Origin of the sequence: Pedobacter suwonensis, assembly GCF_044762335.1 — a bacterium.
Classification (GTDB): Bacteria; Bacteroidota; Bacteroidia; order Sphingobacteriales; family Sphingobacteriaceae; genus Pedobacter.
Window position 1 is genome coordinate 1 of record NZ_JBIWEB010000007.1, and the last position, 18,661, is coordinate 18,661.

Genomic DNA, 18,661 nt, shown 5'->3' on the forward strand with positions numbered 1-18,661 from the left:
TGGATCTTATCCTTTAGCCGTTTGCCACGGAAATCATTAATGGTGCGGAAATCAGGTGTACTATTGCCTGAAAGCCACATGAAATGAATATTCTCCTGCAAGGCCTGAGACATTTTACGACAGGAGTAGATATTGCAGAAATAACTATAAAAAAGAACCTTGATGAGCATCCTTGGATGGAAGCTACTGGTGCCACCACCTTTATATCCCGAAAGAATATCATCGATATTGAGTGAATCAACAACCTGGTTAACAATGCGAACAGGGTGCCCTGAGGGAATCCGATCCCCTATATTTGAAGGAAAAAGCACAACCTGCTGGGAGGTTAAGGCTTTAAAATGTAAATTTGATCTTGTTTTCATTAGCACCATTAATTTAATCAATTAATGGGAAAACAACAAGAGGGTGTCCATACTTTTTGGACACCCTCTTTTTTTATCATTACTTTCTTTGAATAGATTCGGAATCGATTGAAACTGATAGTATCATTAGTTTATAGCGAGCGGCACCAAAAGTCATAAGTATTACAAACCTAAGTTCGATTATTAATATTGCCTCTTGGGAGCTTATATTGTCTTTTTGATTAATCTGCCGTCACCCTGAATTCATTTCAGAATCTTTCCTACTAAAATAGGATGAAATAAAATCACTGAATCTTTTAATATTGGTGAAGTAATCCACATACCAAACTATTTAACTCTATTATAGAAAATTATTAATTGGCAATATGATAATCTGGCCTTATCATAATTGATTTTTCTTGTCGGTAGCTTTGTAAAAAAAACAAATATTTACATGAAAAACAATTACAAATTAAAGGCCATTTCTATGCTTTTCGTCGTTACAACGGTATTTAGCAGTTGCAAGAAAAATGAACTTGTAGAGGAAAAAAGGTTAATCAACAACCATAAAGCAATTGCAGGTTTTGGAAGAGATGGTAAAAATGATTTATTAGGTTATGGATACAATGTACTTGGAGAGTTTGCGAATGCAAGTGCAGCTACTCTGCCAGTTATTGATGTAGATAGGCTACATGCTGATCAGTCTACCAGAATAGTATATGATGGTTCAACTAGTAATGATGGAAGATTGGAAGCTGGGAGTGATGCTGTATCCTATTTGAAAAAATTAACCACACGTTTTAGTAATACCTTCGGTGCTGACTTTCTCGGATTGTCACTGTTTAGAGCTACGATAACTGGAAGTTATAATAATACTGATAGCTTTTCGTCTAAAAATATTTATAGTAGCTACGATTTTATAGTTCAGCAAAAGAGGGTTAAATTAAATGCACAAAGGGATGTACTTCTGTCTTACTTAGATCCAGAGTTCCTTTCTTTTGTCCAAAACCAAACACCAGAGGCTATTGTGAACATGTATGGTACCCATATCTTAGCTGATATTATACTGGGAGGAAAATTGGATGTTATCTATCAATCAGAGACTTCAAAGTCCGATAGAATTACAGCAAGTTCGGCCGGAGTAGATATTCATGTAAAAAAGATTTTCAATCTAAATACAGGATATACTTATGATACTAACTATACTTTAGAAAATTCTGCCCAAAAATTACATTATGTAACTAGTGGTGGAGATCCAACTAGAAGCTTAATAGGTGATGTCGTTATTGGTAATGCCTCTAATCCGAACCCAACTCCAAAAATAAATATTTCAGCTTGGCAAAATAGCTGTACATTAGAAAATTCGGTACTGATAGATATTCCAAGCAATGGCTTATTGCCTATCTACGATTTTATTCCGGACCAGGCAAAAGCTTTAGCAGTAAAGAATTACATCATACAATATCTCTCAGTTAACCAAGCTTCTTTATTGCCCACAATCTTTTATGAGTATTATAATTCAGTAACTAATCGACATGCCTATCATTTAGGCCCAAATATGGAGCAGTATTGGGGTAATTATCATCATAATGCAGAACCTTTTAAAGTTTACGCCACGCAATATGCAGGTGCGGTTCCTCTATATCAATTCTATAATCCGAGTATTGATAATCGTGTATTGACAACAAACAGATATCCAGGATTTGGCGGGTATAATTATGATGGCATTCTTTGCTATGTATATAAGACTCCAACCACAGGTACAGTACCGGTTTATGAATTTTATAGCTCATCGGGAGGACATCTTTATACCACTAATAGAAATGCATCATTCCCAGGTTGGTATTACAACGGACAACCATTTCATGTCTTTGCTAACTAGTTTTTTTAGAATTAAAACAATTTTCCATTGTAATATTTTATATATATAAATGTTAAAAGAGTTCCGAATCAATTCGGAACTCTTTTTTTTAACTGATATTTGTTGATTCAATACATAACAATTTAATGAATACTGAATTAACGCAAGACGAAGCGCCTGTAAAAAAGAGTTTTGATTTTATTGATACTATCCGATGTATATCCATGATTGGAATTGTATTTGAACATTGCTCAGTTTTCTGGGAGTTAAACTATACTAGTAACATCGACACGTTTGTTGAGGTTTCCATCATGCAACTTTTAAAATTTGCTACTATAGCTTTTTTTCTTATCAGTGGTTTCTTAATAAATCATAAATTTCAGGAATATACGCCATTAGAGTACCTTAAAAACCGATTTAATAATACAATCAAGCCTTGGATTATATGGGTGTTAATTTTTATTTTTTTAAATTTAATCGATCGATTTGTTGCTTACAAAAAAGGTAGTGACGAACGAATTATTACTGAAACATTTTCACTGATAGGGCGTGAATTTATTGATACTATTTTTTTCACAAGTTATTGGTTTATTTTAAATTTTTTAATTTGTATTGCCATACTTCTACTCTTTAAAAAATATCTGTATAAGATTTGGTTTGGTTTGATACTTGGATTAATATCTATCGTATATAGCATTAATTTATATTACCATTGGTTTATCACACAACATTCTACAGCATTGTTTGGCTTTATTTTTTATCTCTGGTTAGGTGTATATCTTAATAAATATTACAATAAATTTCAGGTGAAAATTAAGAAAATACCAGTGTATGTATTTGTTTTAATGGTAGTTTTACTACTAATTGCATCTAATCTGGAAGCAATGTATTTAATAAAGCTTGGTAACGATGACCCTTATAATACACTAAAAATTACTAATATCTTTTATTCGCTGGGTGCATTTCTCTTATTATTAAAAATCGGAAATATCCCATTTCTACAAAAGAAATTTGATCCTAGAAATACGACATTTGGAATTTATCTTGTTCACTCTGTTGTGATAGGGAGGCTGTTACAACTTGTTCTTCAGCCGCTAAGGTTAGAATATGAGCAATATTCGGTATGGACAAACGGATTTATTACACTATTAAAGTTTATTTTAGTCTACTCCGCAAGTTTTTGGCTGACAAAACTAATTCTTAAAACAAAAGTGAAATGGATTGTGGGGCGCTAGAATTTTACTCAAATTTTTTATATCTCTCCACATGTTCATCTAGTCCTGATATCTTATATTTTTCAATTTCCCGATCAAGATGGCCGTATTCTTTTGCATAATATGGCCCGCAAGCGTGAAAGCAATAGGCGTTTTTTATTAAACCATGTTTGAGACGTAAATGCTTCCAAAATAATGCTGATAGTAAGCCATCTTCGCCAACTTTCATGTTTACTTTGGTAAATAAAAACCTAAATAATATTTTATTATAATCTCTTTTTCTGAAGCAAGCACACCAACCACCGGTTGGTCCAGCTTCTATTACCATATCACCTTTCGTTTCTTCTGTATACATGTCTATTGATGGCTTGGCGCCATCAGTAAATTCATTTTGAATAACATTTAATGCAATAAAACCATAGTTTTTGAAATTTTCCATATAATCAAGAAACAATGTATCAACGCTTTCGGGAAATTCTAAAACATCGTCATCAACAATAACAACATATTCTCCACGAGCATGAAAAAACAACCTTTTATAAGCCTTTAGTCCATAATTTTTATTTCTTGTAATTATCCTGACATTTTCGTTCTTCTTATATTGTTCCAATATTTCAGGAGTACAATCGGTAGAACCATTGTCCATGATGATTACTTCATAAAGATATTTACCACTTATACTGCTCAGTAGAGCGGCAATACATTTTTCAAGGAATTTATATCTATTCCAGGTAAGGATAACAAAACTAAACTTCATTAATATGATTTTATTTAATTAGGTTCAATAAAATATAATTTTCTGGCTAAATTCAGATTACTTAAGTAAGATTTTTTTTTCAGATTAAAGATTTTTGTATGGTAATTTAATAAGAATTTTAGGAATTGCAGGCCTTTAATACCCTTTCTATAATCTGAAAGGACCTTATAAACGTAATTAATTTCTTCAACATTTTTTAGGTGCTTAAATTTTGATAGATGTGCTACCCATTCAATGTTGTAGTTGGCATAAATATTACCCGACTTTTCACTTTTATTCTTTTTAAACAATATATCCGTTACATTATTACTATGCTGTCTATATTTCACTAAAGTATCCGGTATATAGGTAATGGAGCTTACACTGGCCGCAACGAATGCAATCCACCAATCATGAAAAAATCTTTTATCAAAAGGCATCGCATAAGAGATTATATCTTTTTTAAACATGCAGGCATGCCCAGGGATACAGTTATTTAATAAAAAATACAGGTTAGAGTCACCTTTATACACCTTATTCATATCGGAGAGCTTTAAATTATTTATGTGTTCTCCGTATTCATCTACAAGCAAAGAATCATGAAATATTAAGCCATGACTGCCAATGTTTTTGAGTAATATTTCAATTTTGTTTAAACTCCAGATGTCGTCCTGGTCACTGATAGCAATAAATTCACCCTTGCAATAGCTAATGGCCTTTTCAAAATTTTTTGTAAAACCAAGATTCTCCTGGTTTTGCTCTAACCGAACATTAACAGCATCTTTTGTTATTGAGCTCAATAATTCAAATGTGCCATCAGTTGAACAATCATCAATAATAATGATTTCAATATTCTTATATGTTTGGTTTATAATACTTTCAATTTGCTGACCGATGTATTGCGCTCCATTATATGTACAAACAGCAATGGAAACAAGTGGACTATGTAGTGGCGTACTCTTCATGTCATTTTTACTTTGTTACCTCAATTTAAAATTGTAAACTTCTACTGGGTCAGTTTAAATTTCTTAATTCCGGTACACTATTCTATCCACAAACATACAGCTTTTATAAATATTGCTTAATTGAAAGCCGAATATAGTATAGAGGCTTAGCAAATTAGTTGTTTATTTCGGTATTAAAAATAAGCTAATGTTATACGGCCATTCTGGATTATTTGCCTAATGATTTAGAATTCAGGCTAAAAAAACTTGCTTTTAATCTTTTAAAAATCGATTTTTTTTGAATGTTATTTTTGCCTGTATAATAGTTGCTTCTATCGATATAAATTTTGTACCCATTTTCATGAAGTGCGGCATGATATTTTAGTAGTAAGGGCTTAAGATCTGGTCGCATTTCTGATGTAAATAAAGCCCATTTGGAAATTTCTGATGGATTGTTATAATCCCATCCGCTATAATGAAAGAAACAAAGCGGTATCGTATTGTTGACGAAAAATTTTCCATCATAAGCTGATATATTTCGTTCGTGAAGATTCCAATAGGCTACATTTATACCTGGATTATTTTCTACAAATACATTTTTGAAATATAAGGGAACAAGATTCAACCACAATTGTTCACCATAAAAGCCTCTTTTAAAATCGTATATACATTCTTTAACAGATCGTTCCCGTAACCATGAAATGTACTGGTTAGTTTCATGAGATTTTTTCAATTTAAAAAAACCTCCGTTATATAAGCCAGCATTTAATACTTCCAGTTCCTGCCGCTTCATATCAATGCTTGGCGGATGTGCAAAGTGCGGACTGATAACAATTTCGCCTTCATTAATGGTACTGGATGGCAATCTTCCAAAAAAGTAAGTGTCTGAATCGCAAAAAATAACCTGATCAATATGTTCCTGATCGAGAAAATATTTTGCAAATAACACTTTTGAGCAGTTCGCTAACTGCATGGGGTTATAGTTTTGAGTAATGAAGTCAAATTCCTCTGCTGCCAGTTCATGGAGTTGGACAATTGGATATTTTTGCATTAGGTCATCTGACGCAATTTCTTCCTTTGTTAGGTAATCTGCAAGGCAAATGTAAAACTCAAATTCCGGATGAAAAAGCTTAGCAGAATCTAACAATGATACTGCAAATGGTAGATAATTTGTAGTGACTACTGTGAAAAATAATGTCATTTCAAGAATATTTTATCAAGTTTTTTATAGCAGCTTTCTTTCTCGTAATTAAGATTAAAGGTAGCTAACGCATTTTCTGCTTGTTTTTGATATACAGATGCATCTGTCAGTAGCTCCATGATATTGTTCTTAAATTCAACTGCATCATCACTCACCAAACAACCATTGTTGTTTTTGTCGATCAATCCATCAATTCCTCTTGTATTACAAACCACGGGTATTCCATAAGAAAGCGCTTCTATCACTTTTATTTTAGTGCCGGTACCTGTCAGCATGGGGCATAGCGCCACTTTAGCATTAAGGTAGTAGCCTGATAGCTCTTCAACAAAGTGTACCGATGTAATATTGGGTGCCTTTATCGAAAGGTGCTCGTTAATCTGACCAATAACACATATTTGCACATTGGTGGGCAACAATGGATATACCTCTTTAAAAAACCAATTGGCAGCTTTTTGATTGTGTATGTTATCGCTGGCCACATAAATCAGATCAAATGTTTTTTTCTCAACTGAATGGATGGTTTCTGGCCTATCCAGCATCATTGGTGCTAAAGCAACTTTGTTTTTACAGAATTGGCTAAAAATATACTGCTCTTCAACAGAAATAGCCAGTGCAATATCAAATAACGAAATCCTTCTGATCTCCTCTTTAAAAGATTGGCCGATATTAACTTTCCTTTGAAGTTGAGCCGTTATAAAATCATGGGTATCAATTACTTTTATCGCCTTTTTAGTGTGATGGTTATACGCCATCAATGTAGCCCAACTGGCATAGTTGATGAATATATAATCGTAGTTGTTTTTTTTTAGGACTTTATTAAAGGCCCGCTTAAATCTTAACGTAACCATTTCGGGAAACTGGAGTGGAAAAAACCAGGCCTTATTTTGATAGAAGAAATTTGGGAGTTTGTAAAAAAGCAGGTAATAAAGGATATTTTTTTTAGAAGGCTTTTTTTTTATTACATAAGTATTGTCGGCTAAGCCCGATTGCTCAAAGGCTTTAATATCCGTTTCATCCCAGCGCCCGGTGTAATATTCGCTTACAAAATCAATTTCAAAATTTCTTGATTTAAAATAGCTTAACATGCTTAAAGCCCTGGTTCTGTTTCCCGCATTTTTTTTTAACGGATTATCGGGCATAAAAAATAATACTTTCTTCATCCGATCCTTAGTCGTTAAAGGCTTGCATATCGATTAATCGCCTATATAAACCATTTTTATTCATCAATTCCATGTGGCTTCCGCTTTCTACAACCTCACCCTTATCAATCACCACAATCTCATCAGCATGTTGTATGGTACTTAAGCGGTGCGCTATTACAATTGAGGTACGGTTTTTCATTAAATTATTTAAAGCATCCTGCACCAATTTTTCAGATTCTGTATCCAATGCTGAAGTAGCCTCATCCAAAAGCATAATTGGCGGGTTAGCTAAAACTGCCCTGGCAATGCACACCCGCTGTTTTTGTCCGCCCGATAACTTGTTGCCCCTATCGCCAACGCTGGTTTGGTACCCATTTTCTGTATTCAATATAAAATCGTGCGCATTGGCAATTTTTGCAGCTGCAATTACTTCTTCTTCTGTAGCATCAGGTTTGGCAAAAGCGATATTATTAAAAATGCTATCGTTAAACAAAAACGATTCCTGGTTCACGATTCCCATTTGTGAGCGGATGCTTTCTACGGTAAGGTCTTTGTAATCGTGGCCGTCAATTTTGATACTTCCTGATTTTGGATCATGAAAACGTGGCAGTAAATCCATCAAGGTACTTTTTCCTCCACCTGAAGGGCCAACCAAGGCTACTGTTTTGCCTTTTTCTATATCGAAGCTTATTGAGTTTAATATTTGTTTTTCTCCATAGTTAAAGGATATATTTTGAATACTGATTGTATGATTAAACCCATCAAGTGCTCTTGCACTCGATCGATCTAACAATAATGGTTTAGTATCAATTAGCTCTAAAACCCTTTCACCGGCTGCAATTCCTGAATGTATTCCGCTGAATGAATCTGTTAATGCTTTTGCAGGGCGCATTACCTGAGAAAAAATAGCAATGTAAGCAATAAAATCTGATGCGGCCAGTGCATTTTTATCATTATGCAAAATCAATGATCCCCCATACCAAACGATAACGGAAATCATTAAAACACCTAGAAATTCAGAAACTGGTGAGCCCAGTTGTTGGCGCCTAACCATTTTGCGTGTTAAGTTGGAATAGTATATATTTTCCTGGTTAAATTTATTTTTAATTCGTTCGGTTGCGTTAAAGGCTTTAATAATTTTAATTCCGCTCAGGGCTTCATCTAAAAAGCCAATCATTTTAGCAAATGATTCATGCGATTCCTTTGCCTGTTGCTTTAACCTTTTTACAATTTTACTGATGATAAAGCCTGAAACCGGAATTACCAATAAAGAGAATAAGGTAAGCTTTGCTGATATATTAAACAAAAGAATAACATATACAATTAACGTTACGGGTTCTTTAAAAACAACCTGAAGCGTATTGGTAACTGTAAATTGTACAACTTGGACGTCAGAGGCTACTTTCGAAATAATGTCACCCTTTCTTTCATTGTTAAAATACCCAATATGAAGGTTCATCACATTGTTAAAAACGCGCTTCCTGAAGTTGAGCAAGGTATGCACTCTCAAATCTTCCATGAAGCGCTGAGAAAAATATCTGAACAGATTGGAAAGCAAAACAGAGATAACGATGATGATGCAAATGTACATCAATGTGCTTTCTATAGTATTCACCTTAATTGAATAGTTAACAAAGTCTCTTAACTTTCCCAGTAAACTAAATGAGGAGGCCGCTTTATCTGTTAAACTTGGTGTTTGGCAAGCTTCCTTATTTGCATTTAATAGTGTCTCGAATAGGGGAGATAACAATGCTAAGTTAAAAGTCCCAAATAGAATCGAAAGCAGAGTTGCAATCACATATGGTATAGCGAACTTTTCTATGGGTTTTGCAAATGATAATAAACGAAAATAAGTTTTCATTAAATAATGTGTAAAACGGAATTTAGGCCAGAAACCAAACCTTAAAAAAACAATAAAATTCAGGCAAATGTACGGTTTTTAGTGTACATCATTATGATGATGATAATTGGCGAATAAAATTACAGTTCTTTGAGTAAGAATGGATAGCAATCGGGGACTTTAAGGAAATTAATTCGAATCGCTGTTTAGCATGCATTCCTGGTACAAATGCAAATATTGATTGGCTGCTATTTGCCATGAAAATTTTTCAGCCTGGGCTACAGCTTCCTGAGCCCGGTTATTTTGATTGAAATCCATCATTCCGCTTCTGAATACTTCCTGCATGTGTTCTGGTTCGAAATTGTCAAAATAATAGGCAACATCGCCGCCAACTTCAGGAAGTGAAGTAAATTTGGATAGAAATACAGGTTTCCCAAAATTCATGGCCTCAATTATAGGTAAGCCGAAGCCTTCAGCAATGGAAGGAAATAAAAAAGCATCACAATTTTGGTAATACCACGTTTTATCTTCATCTGAAATTGGTCCCGTAATATGCACCCGCTCTAAACAATCATATTTTTCTGCTTCTGCTAAAATCGTTTGTTTGTGTGGAGTTTCTTTGCCTGAAATGACAAGATGATAGTTGTTCCCTTTTAATAAAGCCGGCAGCAAATGGAATCCCTTCTGTACCGATAATAATCCGATGGTAAATAAAAAAGGTTTCGGAGGTATAAAATCCGGGCGATGTTTTTCATCCGGAATCAATTTATCTGCACCATTATAAATCACACTAACTTTTTCTTTCGCTTCAGGAAAGTAATGAATAACATCATTTGCAACAAACTGCGAAATACATACCACTTTATCGCACTGTGAGATAAGTTTACCCAGTTTTTTTAAATATACCTTGATTCTGTGTGGTTTGCTAAACTTCAAATGAACTTTGTTCATGTCATGTACCGTCATTATCTTTTTTGCATTAACCTTGCCAGGTCTTAATCTGCAGGTTTGATCGGAGAGATGAACAACATCGAAGTCATTTTTTTTCTTAAAGAACAACCGGTCTAACCTGGATAGATAAACAATGTCAACCAGGCCATTAAAGAGATATTGAGTGTGTTTAAAAAGATAGAACTTGAGCTTAAATTTACCGTTGTTTTCTTTGATCAATGCATCGCCCAATCCTTTTCCAAATGAAAAATAACCACAATTGGCATCTTTCATCGAATCAAAGGTTACTAAAACATTGGGCTTTTTCATTAATAATTAATTTGATGATGCAAATATAAGCAGATTAATTTGATGCTTATTTCACGATTTTATAGTTACGGTATTCGAATAAGCGCAATCCGGTCATATCCTCAATTTTCTGTAAAATTCTTCTGCGGAAATTCATTTTAGGCTTTTCCTTCGTTAGATCTTTGTCGAATTTCCAGTTTGCGGCAGCGATTCTGGCCTGCATTACTTTTGGATGGCTGCCTTTGAAATGAACCAAACGATCGGCATTGTGCATATCGTAAGTTTCCTGCACCGGATAGTTTTCTTCAATCCACTCATCTGTTTGGTAAAACTGATTAAAATTCCGGACTTTGCCTTGAAGTCCTTTTGGCGGTTTCACCCAGCCGTAATGGTAAATGTATGCATCGATCAGTTTAACCTTAAGTTTTCTGTTATTGATTCTAAAACCCTGGGCGTCCCGGTATGAATGTACTCCAGGCAGGTTTTTAATGATCCTAACTTCTCTTCTGTACCAACGTCTGGATTGGGCCAGATAATCATAAGAAGCATAGAAGTGTTTATATTTTAAAAGTAAGGCCTCAACCTGGCTGTTGGTCAGTTCAGCTTCCATTTCTTTTTTGATCAATGGAAGGTAATCTTCATGTATAGCTTCATCGCCCTGGATATAAATCATCCAATCGGTATCTGCACTGATTTCAGCTAAAGCCTTATTGGTTTCATCGGCAAAGACACGCCCGCCTTCACGTATACTTTCATCCCAAACGGTATCGATTGTTCTGATTTTAGGGTCAATGCTTCTCACCATTTCAGAAGTCTCGTCTGTAGAATTTCCTAACGCTACAATAAAATCATCACACAATGGCAGCACTGAAAGTATCGCTTCTTTTGCGGGATAATCATTAGCGATAGCATTTCTTAAAAACGTAAAACCGGTAACTTTCATTATTGGGGCGCCTCGTAGCTAATAATTTTTGTTTATTTGTACAAAGATAGTTTTATTGATGAATACGCATCTATCCATTTTAAGCGAAGTAAAGGCGGGAAACTATAAGGTTTTGGCAAGAGCCCTCACGCTTGTTGAAAACGATATTGAACCGGCCGATTCGATTTTAAGAAGTTTAGATAGTAAAACAGATGTTCTTGTTTTAGGTATTACGGGGCCGCCAGGCGCAGGAAAAAGTACGCTGGTAAATGCATTAACGAACCATTTTGTTGCTGAAGGGAAACGCATTGCCATATTGGCGGTAGATCCGACGTCACCCTTTAATTTTGGTTCTCTATTGGGCGATCGAATCCGGATGGCTGGTCAGTTTAACAATCCAAATGTTTTTATCCGTTCGTTGGCCACGCGTGGCGCTTTGGGCGGTATTTCGGTAAAAACCATAGAAATGGTTGATGTTTTAAAAGCGGCTGATTTTGATCTGATTATTGTTGAAACTGTTGGGGTGGGGCAATCGGAAGTAGAAATTGCCGGATTGGCAGATAAAACTATCGTTGTATTGGTACCCGAATCAGGAGATGAAGTTCAGCATATCAAATCGGGTTTGATGGAAATTGCCGGTTGTTTCGTAATCAATAAAGCTGATCGGGATGGCGCGGATACTTTTGCCAATAACCTGAAAAAAATCGTTCATCAGGGCATAAAGGCTATTCCAATCCTAAAAACCATTGCTGATAAAGAGATAGGTATAGAAGAATTGTGCAAATGGATCATCAATGCTGAAGTTTTCGATGAAAGCCGAAAATCTTTTTTGTTTGCGGAAAAAGCATGGAAGCTTATACAACATCAAAAAATGCGGTATATTGATAAGAAAAGGCTACTTGAAAAGGTTCAGGTAGCCTTAAAACAAGGTGATTTTAATATTTATCGTTTTGCTGATGAGTTTGGTAATAATGATTAATCGTAAACGTAATATGCCAATTGTTAACTGCCAACCGCAACTGACTAACTGTTCATAATATCTTCAATCTCTTCTGCTTCCAATGGTATATCAGCCATTAAATCTATATTTCCGTTTGCAGTGATGAGAACATTATTTTCTAAACGAATGCCTAAACCCTCTTCTGGTATATAAATGCCCGGTTCAACCGTAAGGATATTGCCATTGGTAAAAGGGGTGTATCTTCCCGCAAAGTCATGCACATCGATACCCAGGTGATGTGAATTACCATGCATAAAATATTTTTTATAGGCAGGATAGCTGGCGTTTTGGTTTTTTACATCTTCCAACGAGATTAAGCCAAGGTTAACCAATTGTTCTGTCATGATTTCACCAACCTGTTCGTGGTAAGAATTCCATATTGTTCCTTCGCCAATTAATTTGATCGACTCTTTCATTACATGCAATACCGCATTATATACATCCTTTTGTCTTTTTTTAAACCTGCCGTTAACAGGGATGGCCCTGCTCATATCTGCATTATAATTGGCATATTCTGCTCCAAAATCGAAAAGTATTACGTCCCCGTCTTTACAAACCTGATTATTGTCATTGTAATGCAGGATGTTGGCATTATGGCCGGAAGCAATTATGGGTGTGTAGGCGTGTCCTGTTCCACCCTGACGGATAAATTCGTGTATGATCTCCGCTTCAATTTCATATTCTTTAACACCAGGTTTTGTAAACTTTAATACCCTGATAAATGCATCACGGGTTATTGCCGACGCCTTTTTAATCAGCTCAATCTCAACATCAGATTTAACTGCACGTAAATTTCGCATCATCGGTGCCGAGCGTTCATAATGATGCAATGGGTATTTTGACCTCATCTTTTCGATAAAACGGATATCCCGATAAGGAACTTCGTGGGCATACCTGTCGTTCTCATTGGTATTTAAATAAATATTGTCCGCATAATTAATAATGCTGTGTAAGATGTTGTCAAAATCTTCCAGCCAATATACAGACTGGATACCTGAGGCAGCTTTTGCCTGTTCTTTGGTATACTTATATCCTTCCCAAACTTTGATGTAGTCGTTTGTCTGTCTTAAAAACAGGACTTCCCTGTACAAAGGATTAGGACAATCGGGATATAACAGTAAAATTGTTTGTTCCTGATCAATCCCTGATAAATAAAATAAATCAGGATTTTGCTTAAAAACGAAATTCTGATCACCACTTCTAGGAAACTCATCACTTGAGTTAAATATCGCTATTGAATTGTTTTTTAATGTGTTGCAGAAATTTTTTCGATTTAAGATAAATAATGATTGATCGATAGTAGGGTATTTCATGAGAAAGTATTTTATGTGGGCAAAGGCCAAATGTAATAAAATGATTAATGACTGTTGAAGTTTGGAACGGAGTTTGTATAAAAGTTTGAAAATTTAAAATTTTGATTAATTTTGCCATTACTGAAAAATTAATCAATTAAATTGTTTAACCCTTAAAAAAGAAAAAAGATTATGAACTATTCTACTTTAAAGAAAAGTGTTGCGCTTTCTTTAGTGGCATTAACAGGAGTTGCTTCTCTTGCTGTCGCTCAGGACGCTCCTGCAACCTCTTCTGCTGTCAAAGTATTTGGTGGTAGAGGCCAGTACAGAACTTGGTCTATCGGTGTACACGGTGGTGTTTTAATGCCAGTTGTTGCTATCGGTGGTACTAATGATTTTAACAAATGGGATGCTAATTTAGGTTACGGTTTAAACATCCGTAAGCAATTAGGTCACTCTTTCGGTTTAGAATTAAACGGAACACGTGGTAAACTTTCAGGTAACAACGAAGGTATCACTAATCCAGCTGTTAGAGATTTCGAAACTCAATTACAATATGCTGTAGATTTACGCGGTGTTGTAAACGTAGGTTCAATTGATTTCTTACGTCGTGAAAATGCTGTAGGTTTCTTCGTAACAGCTGGTGCCGGTATGTTAGCTTATGCACCAAAAATCACTACTGGTACTGGTCAGGTAATTGACTGGAAAGGTAATGCTGTAGGTCCTGCTGATGACAGACATGATGCTAAAGATTATGTAAAAGGTTTCTATATTCCAGTTGGTGCTGGTGTTAAATTCAAAGTTTCTGAGCGTGTTAACTTTAACTTAGGTTATACCATGAACTTTGTTGATGCTGATAACTTAGACGGAGTTTATGCTAAAGGTACTACTAAAGATAAATTCTCTTACGGTTATGCTGGTTTAGAATTCTCTTTAGGTTCTTCTGCTAAACCAAGTTTAGAGTGGACTAACCCATTAGCTACTATGTACGATGAGTTAAAAGATCCAACTTTACGTCAAGAAGTTGAAGCATTGAAAAACCGTGTTTCTGCTGTTGAGAAATCTGTTGAAGATTTGAAAAAAGATACTGATGGTGACGGTGTTGCTGATCAGTTCGATAAATGCCCAGGAACTCCTGCCGGTACTGCTGTTGATGGTTCAGGTTGTCCTCTTCCAAAAGCAACTACAGATACAGTATCTTCTAACGTAACTGGTTTCGAAAGAATCGGTTTCGATTTCAACTCTTCAGTTTTAAAAACTGAATCTTACCCTACTTTAGATAAATTATCTTCAGTGTTACGTGAAAACGGTGGTAAAGTAACTGTAAACGGTTACGCTTCAAGCGAAGGTACTGCTGCATATAACATGAAATTATCTAAAGACAGAGCTAATTCTGTTAAAACATACTTAGTAAACTCTGGCGTTAACGCTAGTCAAGTTGCTACTAAAGGTTATGGTGAAGCTAACCCAATTGCTTCTAACGATACTGAAGAAGGTCGTATCCAGAACCGTCGTGTTGAAACTGCTAGAAACTAGTATTTCAATATAAAAATTTAAGAAAGTCCCGATTTAAATCGGGACTTTTTTTATGCCTTTTAGTTTCGTGTATTAAGCTTTTTAGCTAAGTTTGTACATGTACTTATTTAGAAAAAAAGATCCAAACCGGCCAAATAATATTAATTTGAGGATTATGCATTTTATCAATGCATTGGCCATCTTGATTTTTCTTGCAGGTATCATCTACAAGCTTATTCAGTGGCTTGCCAAATAACTCTAAGTTTATGAAACAAATTATTAAAACAACTAATGCTCCAGCTCCAATTGGACCATATAGCCAAGCTGTACAAGCCGGGAACTTTTTATTCGTATCAGGTCAGGTTGCCATTAATCCTGAAAGTGGTGAATTGAATATTGGCAATATTGAAGAAGAAACACATCAGGTAATGCGCAATCTTAAGGCGGTGTTGCTTGAGGCAGGCTTAACTTTTGATCATGTGGTAAAATCTACTATTTTTTTAAGTGATATGGGTACTTTTGCTCAGGTTAATGAGGTTTATGGCCAATACTTTACTGCTGATTTTCCTGCCCGCGAAACAGTTCAGGTTTCAGTATTACCTAAAAATGTGAATGTGGAAATCTCGGTAATTGCCGTTGTAGGCTAGTTGACAGTAAAAAAAGTATATATTTGATATCAGGCATTGTTCTTTAAATCATCTGGGGAACAATGTCTATACCTTTGCCATAAAGGACTTCCTACCACAAATCTATCACAGAATATTCGCTTCCATATTAATTTGGCCATTAGTTTATTCAGTAGAGAAAGATTGCGAAATCATCTGAATTTCTAAAATCGTTAACACGTGTAATAAATTTAAATTAATGTTGCCTCCTTATTTTAATCTACATCAATTTAAATGTTGTTTTTGCAGCCGCGTTTTTCAATTTCAAAAGAAAATGGATGTAAACCATTTTCTGCTTATTTGCTTTTGCTGCTATCGATCGTTATTTTTAACGCACAATTGCTAAAAATTGTTGTTTACAAGAAACGGTAAAATATTTTGTTTAATTCGGTATTAGATACACCTGTTGAGTTTTTGAAAGGCGTTGGGCCAAGCCGTGCTGATGTTTTGAAAAAAGATCTTGGCCTGTTCACCTATCAGGATATGCTTGCACATTATCCATTCAGGTATATCGACCGTACTAAATATTTCAAGATCAATCAGATCAATCCAGATTCGCAGTATATCCAGATCATTGGCCGGGTAATTAGCAAAAAGGTGATCGGCGATAAAAGAGCAAAACGCATTGTCGCGGTTTTTAAAGATGAAACCGGGATGATGGAACTGGTTTGGTTTCAAAGTTTAAAATGGGTTGATGAAAACATCGCAGTTGGTGCCGCATATGTAGCATTTGGGAAACCAAACTTTTTTAATGGGACTTTCAGTATCTCACACCCGGAGATGGAGTTATATCAACGTAAACAGGTAGGAAGGGGTAATTTGACCCTACAACCGGTTTATAATTCAACAGAAAAGCTTAAAAAATTTAATCTTGATTCAAAAGGTTTACAGCGTTTAATTGCAGGCCTGCTTGATCAGATTATCCCGCAGGTTCCGGAAAATTTACCGCAATATATTATAGATAAGTACCAGCTCCCCGATAAAAGATTGGCCTTGCTAAATATTCATTTCCCCAAAAATCAAAAGGATTTAAATGCCGCGGAAAGACGTCTTAAGTTTGAGGAGCTGTTCTTTATCCAGTTACAGCTCTTACACAATAAACATTTACGCCAGTTAAAATTTAAAGGCGCCACTTTCGATAAAGTTGGTGATAAGGTAAACCGCTTTTATAAGGAATTTTTACCCTTTGAGTTAACCAATGCTCAAAAACGTGTAATTAAAGAAATCAGGATTGATACACAGCGTGGTGTTCAGATGAACCGGCTTGTACAGGGAGATGTAGGAAGTGGAAAAACTGCGGTTGCATTAATGAGTATGCTTTTGGCTAATGATAATGGCTATCAAGCTTGTATGATGGCGCCTACAGAGATTTTAGCTCGTCAGCATTACGCTTCTATTACTGAGCTGGTAACCGATGATTTGGTACGTGTTGCTATTCTTACCGGGAATACCAAAAAGAAAGAGCGTACCATTTTGCATGAGCGGTTGGAGAATGGAGAGATCGATATCCTGATCGGAACACATGCATTAATTGAAGACAAGGTCCAGTTTAAAAATTTAGGCCTGGTTGTGATTGATGAACAGCACCGTTTTGGTGTAGAACAACGTGCCAGGCTTTGGCGCAAAAATATTGTCCCTCCGCATATCCTGGTTATGACTGCTACTCCGATTCCACGCACGCTGGCAATGACCTTGTACGGTGATCTTGACGTTTCAATTATCGATGAATTACCGGCCGGAAGAAAACCCATTGAAACAAAACACCTTTTTGAAAGCCAACGGCTAAGGATGTTTGGTTTTATGAAGCAAGAAATAGCCAAAGGCAGGCAGGTTTATATTGTTTACCCTTTGATTAAAGAAAGCGAAAAATTAGATCTTTTAAATCTCGAAGCTGGAATTGAGCAGTTAAGTTACCAGTTTCCCCGCCCTGCTTACCAGATGAGTATTGTGCATGGACAAATGCCAAATGCAGATAAACAATTTGAGATGCAGCAGTTTATTGATGGTAAAAGTCAGATTATGGTAGCAACTACCGTAATTGAAGTAGGTGTTAATGTGCCTAATGCTTCAGTAATGGTAATTGAAAACGCCGAACGGTTTGGTCTATCTCAACTCCACCAATTACGCGGTAGGGTAGGCCGTGGTGCAGAACAGTCCTTCTGTATCTTAATGAGTGGTAATAAACTTAGTAAGGAAGGTAAAATCCGTTTAGAAACGATGGTTAGAACCAATAATGGATTTGAAATATCTGAAATCGATCTGCAGCTTCGTGGCCCCGGTGATATTACGGGAACGCAGCAAAGTGGTGTGCTGGACTTAAAGCTTGCCGATCTGGCAAAAGACCAGGTGATTTTATCTGAAGCACGCAATACAGTAATCGAACTTTTTTCAGAAGATCCAAAGTTAGGGATGCCTCAACATGCGACTTTAAAGGTACATCTGCAAAAACTGGAAAGAGGGATTTCTTTTGATAAAATAAGTTAGCTTAATCATTGACTTAGTATTCTTACTTCTTTGCAATAATATCTAATATTGTATTATTTGTTTTACCTGACAAATTTATGTAATATTTTTTTTACGAGTAAGCCCCTTATAATTATTATTTTACCCCCTTTTTTTAATTGCTAATATCATTACCTTGCGTGTGTAACCAATTATGAACTGTTTAGTCGTCAACCCTGAATGATTATAGTGTATTATCCAGTAGTTTTATAAAGTAATTCGTTCATGTCAGATAATGGGATTTATA

16 protein-coding genes are annotated in these 18,661 nt (G+C 35.5%); 7 read left to right on the plus strand and 9 right to left on the minus strand.

Translation table 11 applies throughout. The annotated features are described in order from the left end of the window. The coding region (locus ACIQXP_RS12640) for a transposase (protein WP_402759932.1) at nt 1-362 on the minus strand (362 nt) is incomplete at its 3' end. A gap of 433 nt (nt 363-795) precedes the next feature. Between ACIQXP_RS12640 and ACIQXP_RS12645 the strand changes: the two genes are divergently transcribed. Next, nucleotides 796-2,223 (plus strand): MAC/perforin domain-containing protein, encoded by a 1,428-nt coding sequence (locus tag ACIQXP_RS12645; RefSeq protein WP_387505530.1) that lies wholly within the window; start codon nt 796-798, stop codon nt 2,221-2,223. Nucleotides 2,224-2,348: 125 nt separating this feature from the next. Then, nucleotides 2,349-3,437, plus strand: a complete 1,089-nt coding sequence (locus ACIQXP_RS12650) for an acyltransferase family protein (protein WP_387505531.1) — start codon at nt 2,349-2,351, stop codon at nt 3,435-3,437. A gap of 4 nt (nt 3,438-3,441) precedes the next feature. On the opposite strand, the gene ACIQXP_RS12655 is transcribed toward ACIQXP_RS12650, so the two are convergent. The 7 genes from ACIQXP_RS12655 to ACIQXP_RS12685 form a co-directional block, all read right to left on the minus strand. Beyond that, nucleotides 3,442-4,173, minus strand: a complete 732-nt coding sequence (locus tag ACIQXP_RS12655) for a glycosyltransferase family 2 protein (RefSeq protein WP_387505533.1) — start codon at nt 4,171-4,173, stop codon at nt 3,442-3,444. Nucleotides 4,174-4,187: 14 nt separating this feature from the next. Further along, complete coding sequence (locus ACIQXP_RS12660; RefSeq protein ID WP_387505534.1) at nt 4,188-5,117, minus strand: glycosyltransferase family 2 protein; 930 nt, start codon at nt 5,115-5,117, stop codon at nt 4,188-4,190. A gap of 208 nt (nt 5,118-5,325) precedes the next feature. Beyond that, nucleotides 5,326-6,297 (minus strand): glycosyltransferase family protein, encoded by a 972-nt coding sequence (locus ACIQXP_RS12665; RefSeq protein WP_387505535.1) that lies wholly within the window; start codon nt 6,295-6,297, stop codon nt 5,326-5,328. Continuing rightward, nucleotides 6,294-7,457 (minus strand): glycosyltransferase family 4 protein, encoded by a 1,164-nt coding sequence (locus tag ACIQXP_RS12670; RefSeq protein ID WP_387505537.1) that lies wholly within the window; start codon nt 7,455-7,457, stop codon nt 6,294-6,296. The genes ACIQXP_RS12665 and ACIQXP_RS12670 overlap by 4 nt, the downstream gene beginning before the upstream one ends. Nucleotides 7,458-7,464: 7 nt before the next feature. Continuing rightward, nucleotides 7,465-9,300, minus strand: coding sequence for an ABC transporter ATP-binding protein (locus ACIQXP_RS12675; RefSeq protein WP_293742756.1), 1,836 nt, complete (start codon nt 9,298-9,300; stop codon nt 7,465-7,467). Nucleotides 9,301-9,468: 168 nt separating this feature from the next. Then, nucleotides 9,469-10,539, minus strand: a complete 1,071-nt coding sequence (locus ACIQXP_RS12680; RefSeq protein ID WP_387505539.1) for a glycosyltransferase family 4 protein — start codon at nt 10,537-10,539, stop codon at nt 9,469-9,471. Nucleotides 10,540-10,585: 46 nt separating this feature from the next. Further along, the gene (locus tag ACIQXP_RS12685) at nt 10,586-11,461 is read right to left on the minus strand and encodes a glycosyltransferase family 2 protein (protein WP_293742758.1); all 876 of its coding nucleotides are present in this window, start codon (nt 11,459-11,461) and stop codon (nt 10,586-10,588) included. A gap of 58 nt (nt 11,462-11,519) precedes the next feature. On the opposite strand from ACIQXP_RS12685, the gene meaB reads away from it, so the two are divergent. Beyond that, on the plus strand, nt 11,520-12,419 hold the full coding sequence (gene meaB / locus ACIQXP_RS12690) for a methylmalonyl Co-A mutase-associated GTPase MeaB (RefSeq protein ID WP_387505541.1): 900 nt from the start codon (nt 11,520-11,522) through the stop codon (nt 12,417-12,419). A gap of 44 nt (nt 12,420-12,463) precedes the next feature. Here meaB and ACIQXP_RS12695 read toward each other — a convergent pair whose 3' ends face one another. Further along, the gene (locus ACIQXP_RS12695) at nt 12,464-13,753 is read right to left on the minus strand and encodes an aminopeptidase P family protein (RefSeq protein WP_293742760.1); all 1,290 of its coding nucleotides are present in this window, start codon (nt 13,751-13,753) and stop codon (nt 12,464-12,466) included. 171 nt (nt 13,754-13,924) lie between these two features. On the opposite strand from ACIQXP_RS12695, the gene ACIQXP_RS12700 reads away from it, so the two are divergent. The 4 genes from ACIQXP_RS12700 to recG all read left to right on the plus strand — a co-directional run bounded on the left by ACIQXP_RS12700 (nt 13,925) and on the right by recG (nt 18,396). Further along, nucleotides 13,925-15,268, plus strand: coding sequence for an OmpA family protein (locus tag ACIQXP_RS12700; RefSeq protein ID WP_387505543.1), 1,344 nt, complete (start codon nt 13,925-13,927; stop codon nt 15,266-15,268). A gap of 97 nt (nt 15,269-15,365) precedes the next feature. Then, nucleotides 15,366-15,503: a DUF6728 family protein gene (locus ACIQXP_RS12705; RefSeq protein WP_387505545.1), complete on the plus strand. Its 138-nt coding sequence runs from the start codon at nt 15,366-15,368 to the stop codon at nt 15,501-15,503. 10 nt (nt 15,504-15,513) lie between these two features. Next, nucleotides 15,514-15,894, plus strand: a complete 381-nt coding sequence (locus tag ACIQXP_RS12710) for a RidA family protein (RefSeq protein ID WP_387505547.1) — start codon at nt 15,514-15,516, stop codon at nt 15,892-15,894. Between the two features lie 396 nt (nt 15,895-16,290). Continuing rightward, on the plus strand, nt 16,291-18,396 hold the full coding sequence (gene recG, locus ACIQXP_RS12715; RefSeq protein ID WP_387505548.1) for an ATP-dependent DNA helicase RecG: 2,106 nt from the start codon (nt 16,291-16,293) through the stop codon (nt 18,394-18,396). Nucleotides 18,397-18,661 lie beyond the last annotated feature (265 nt).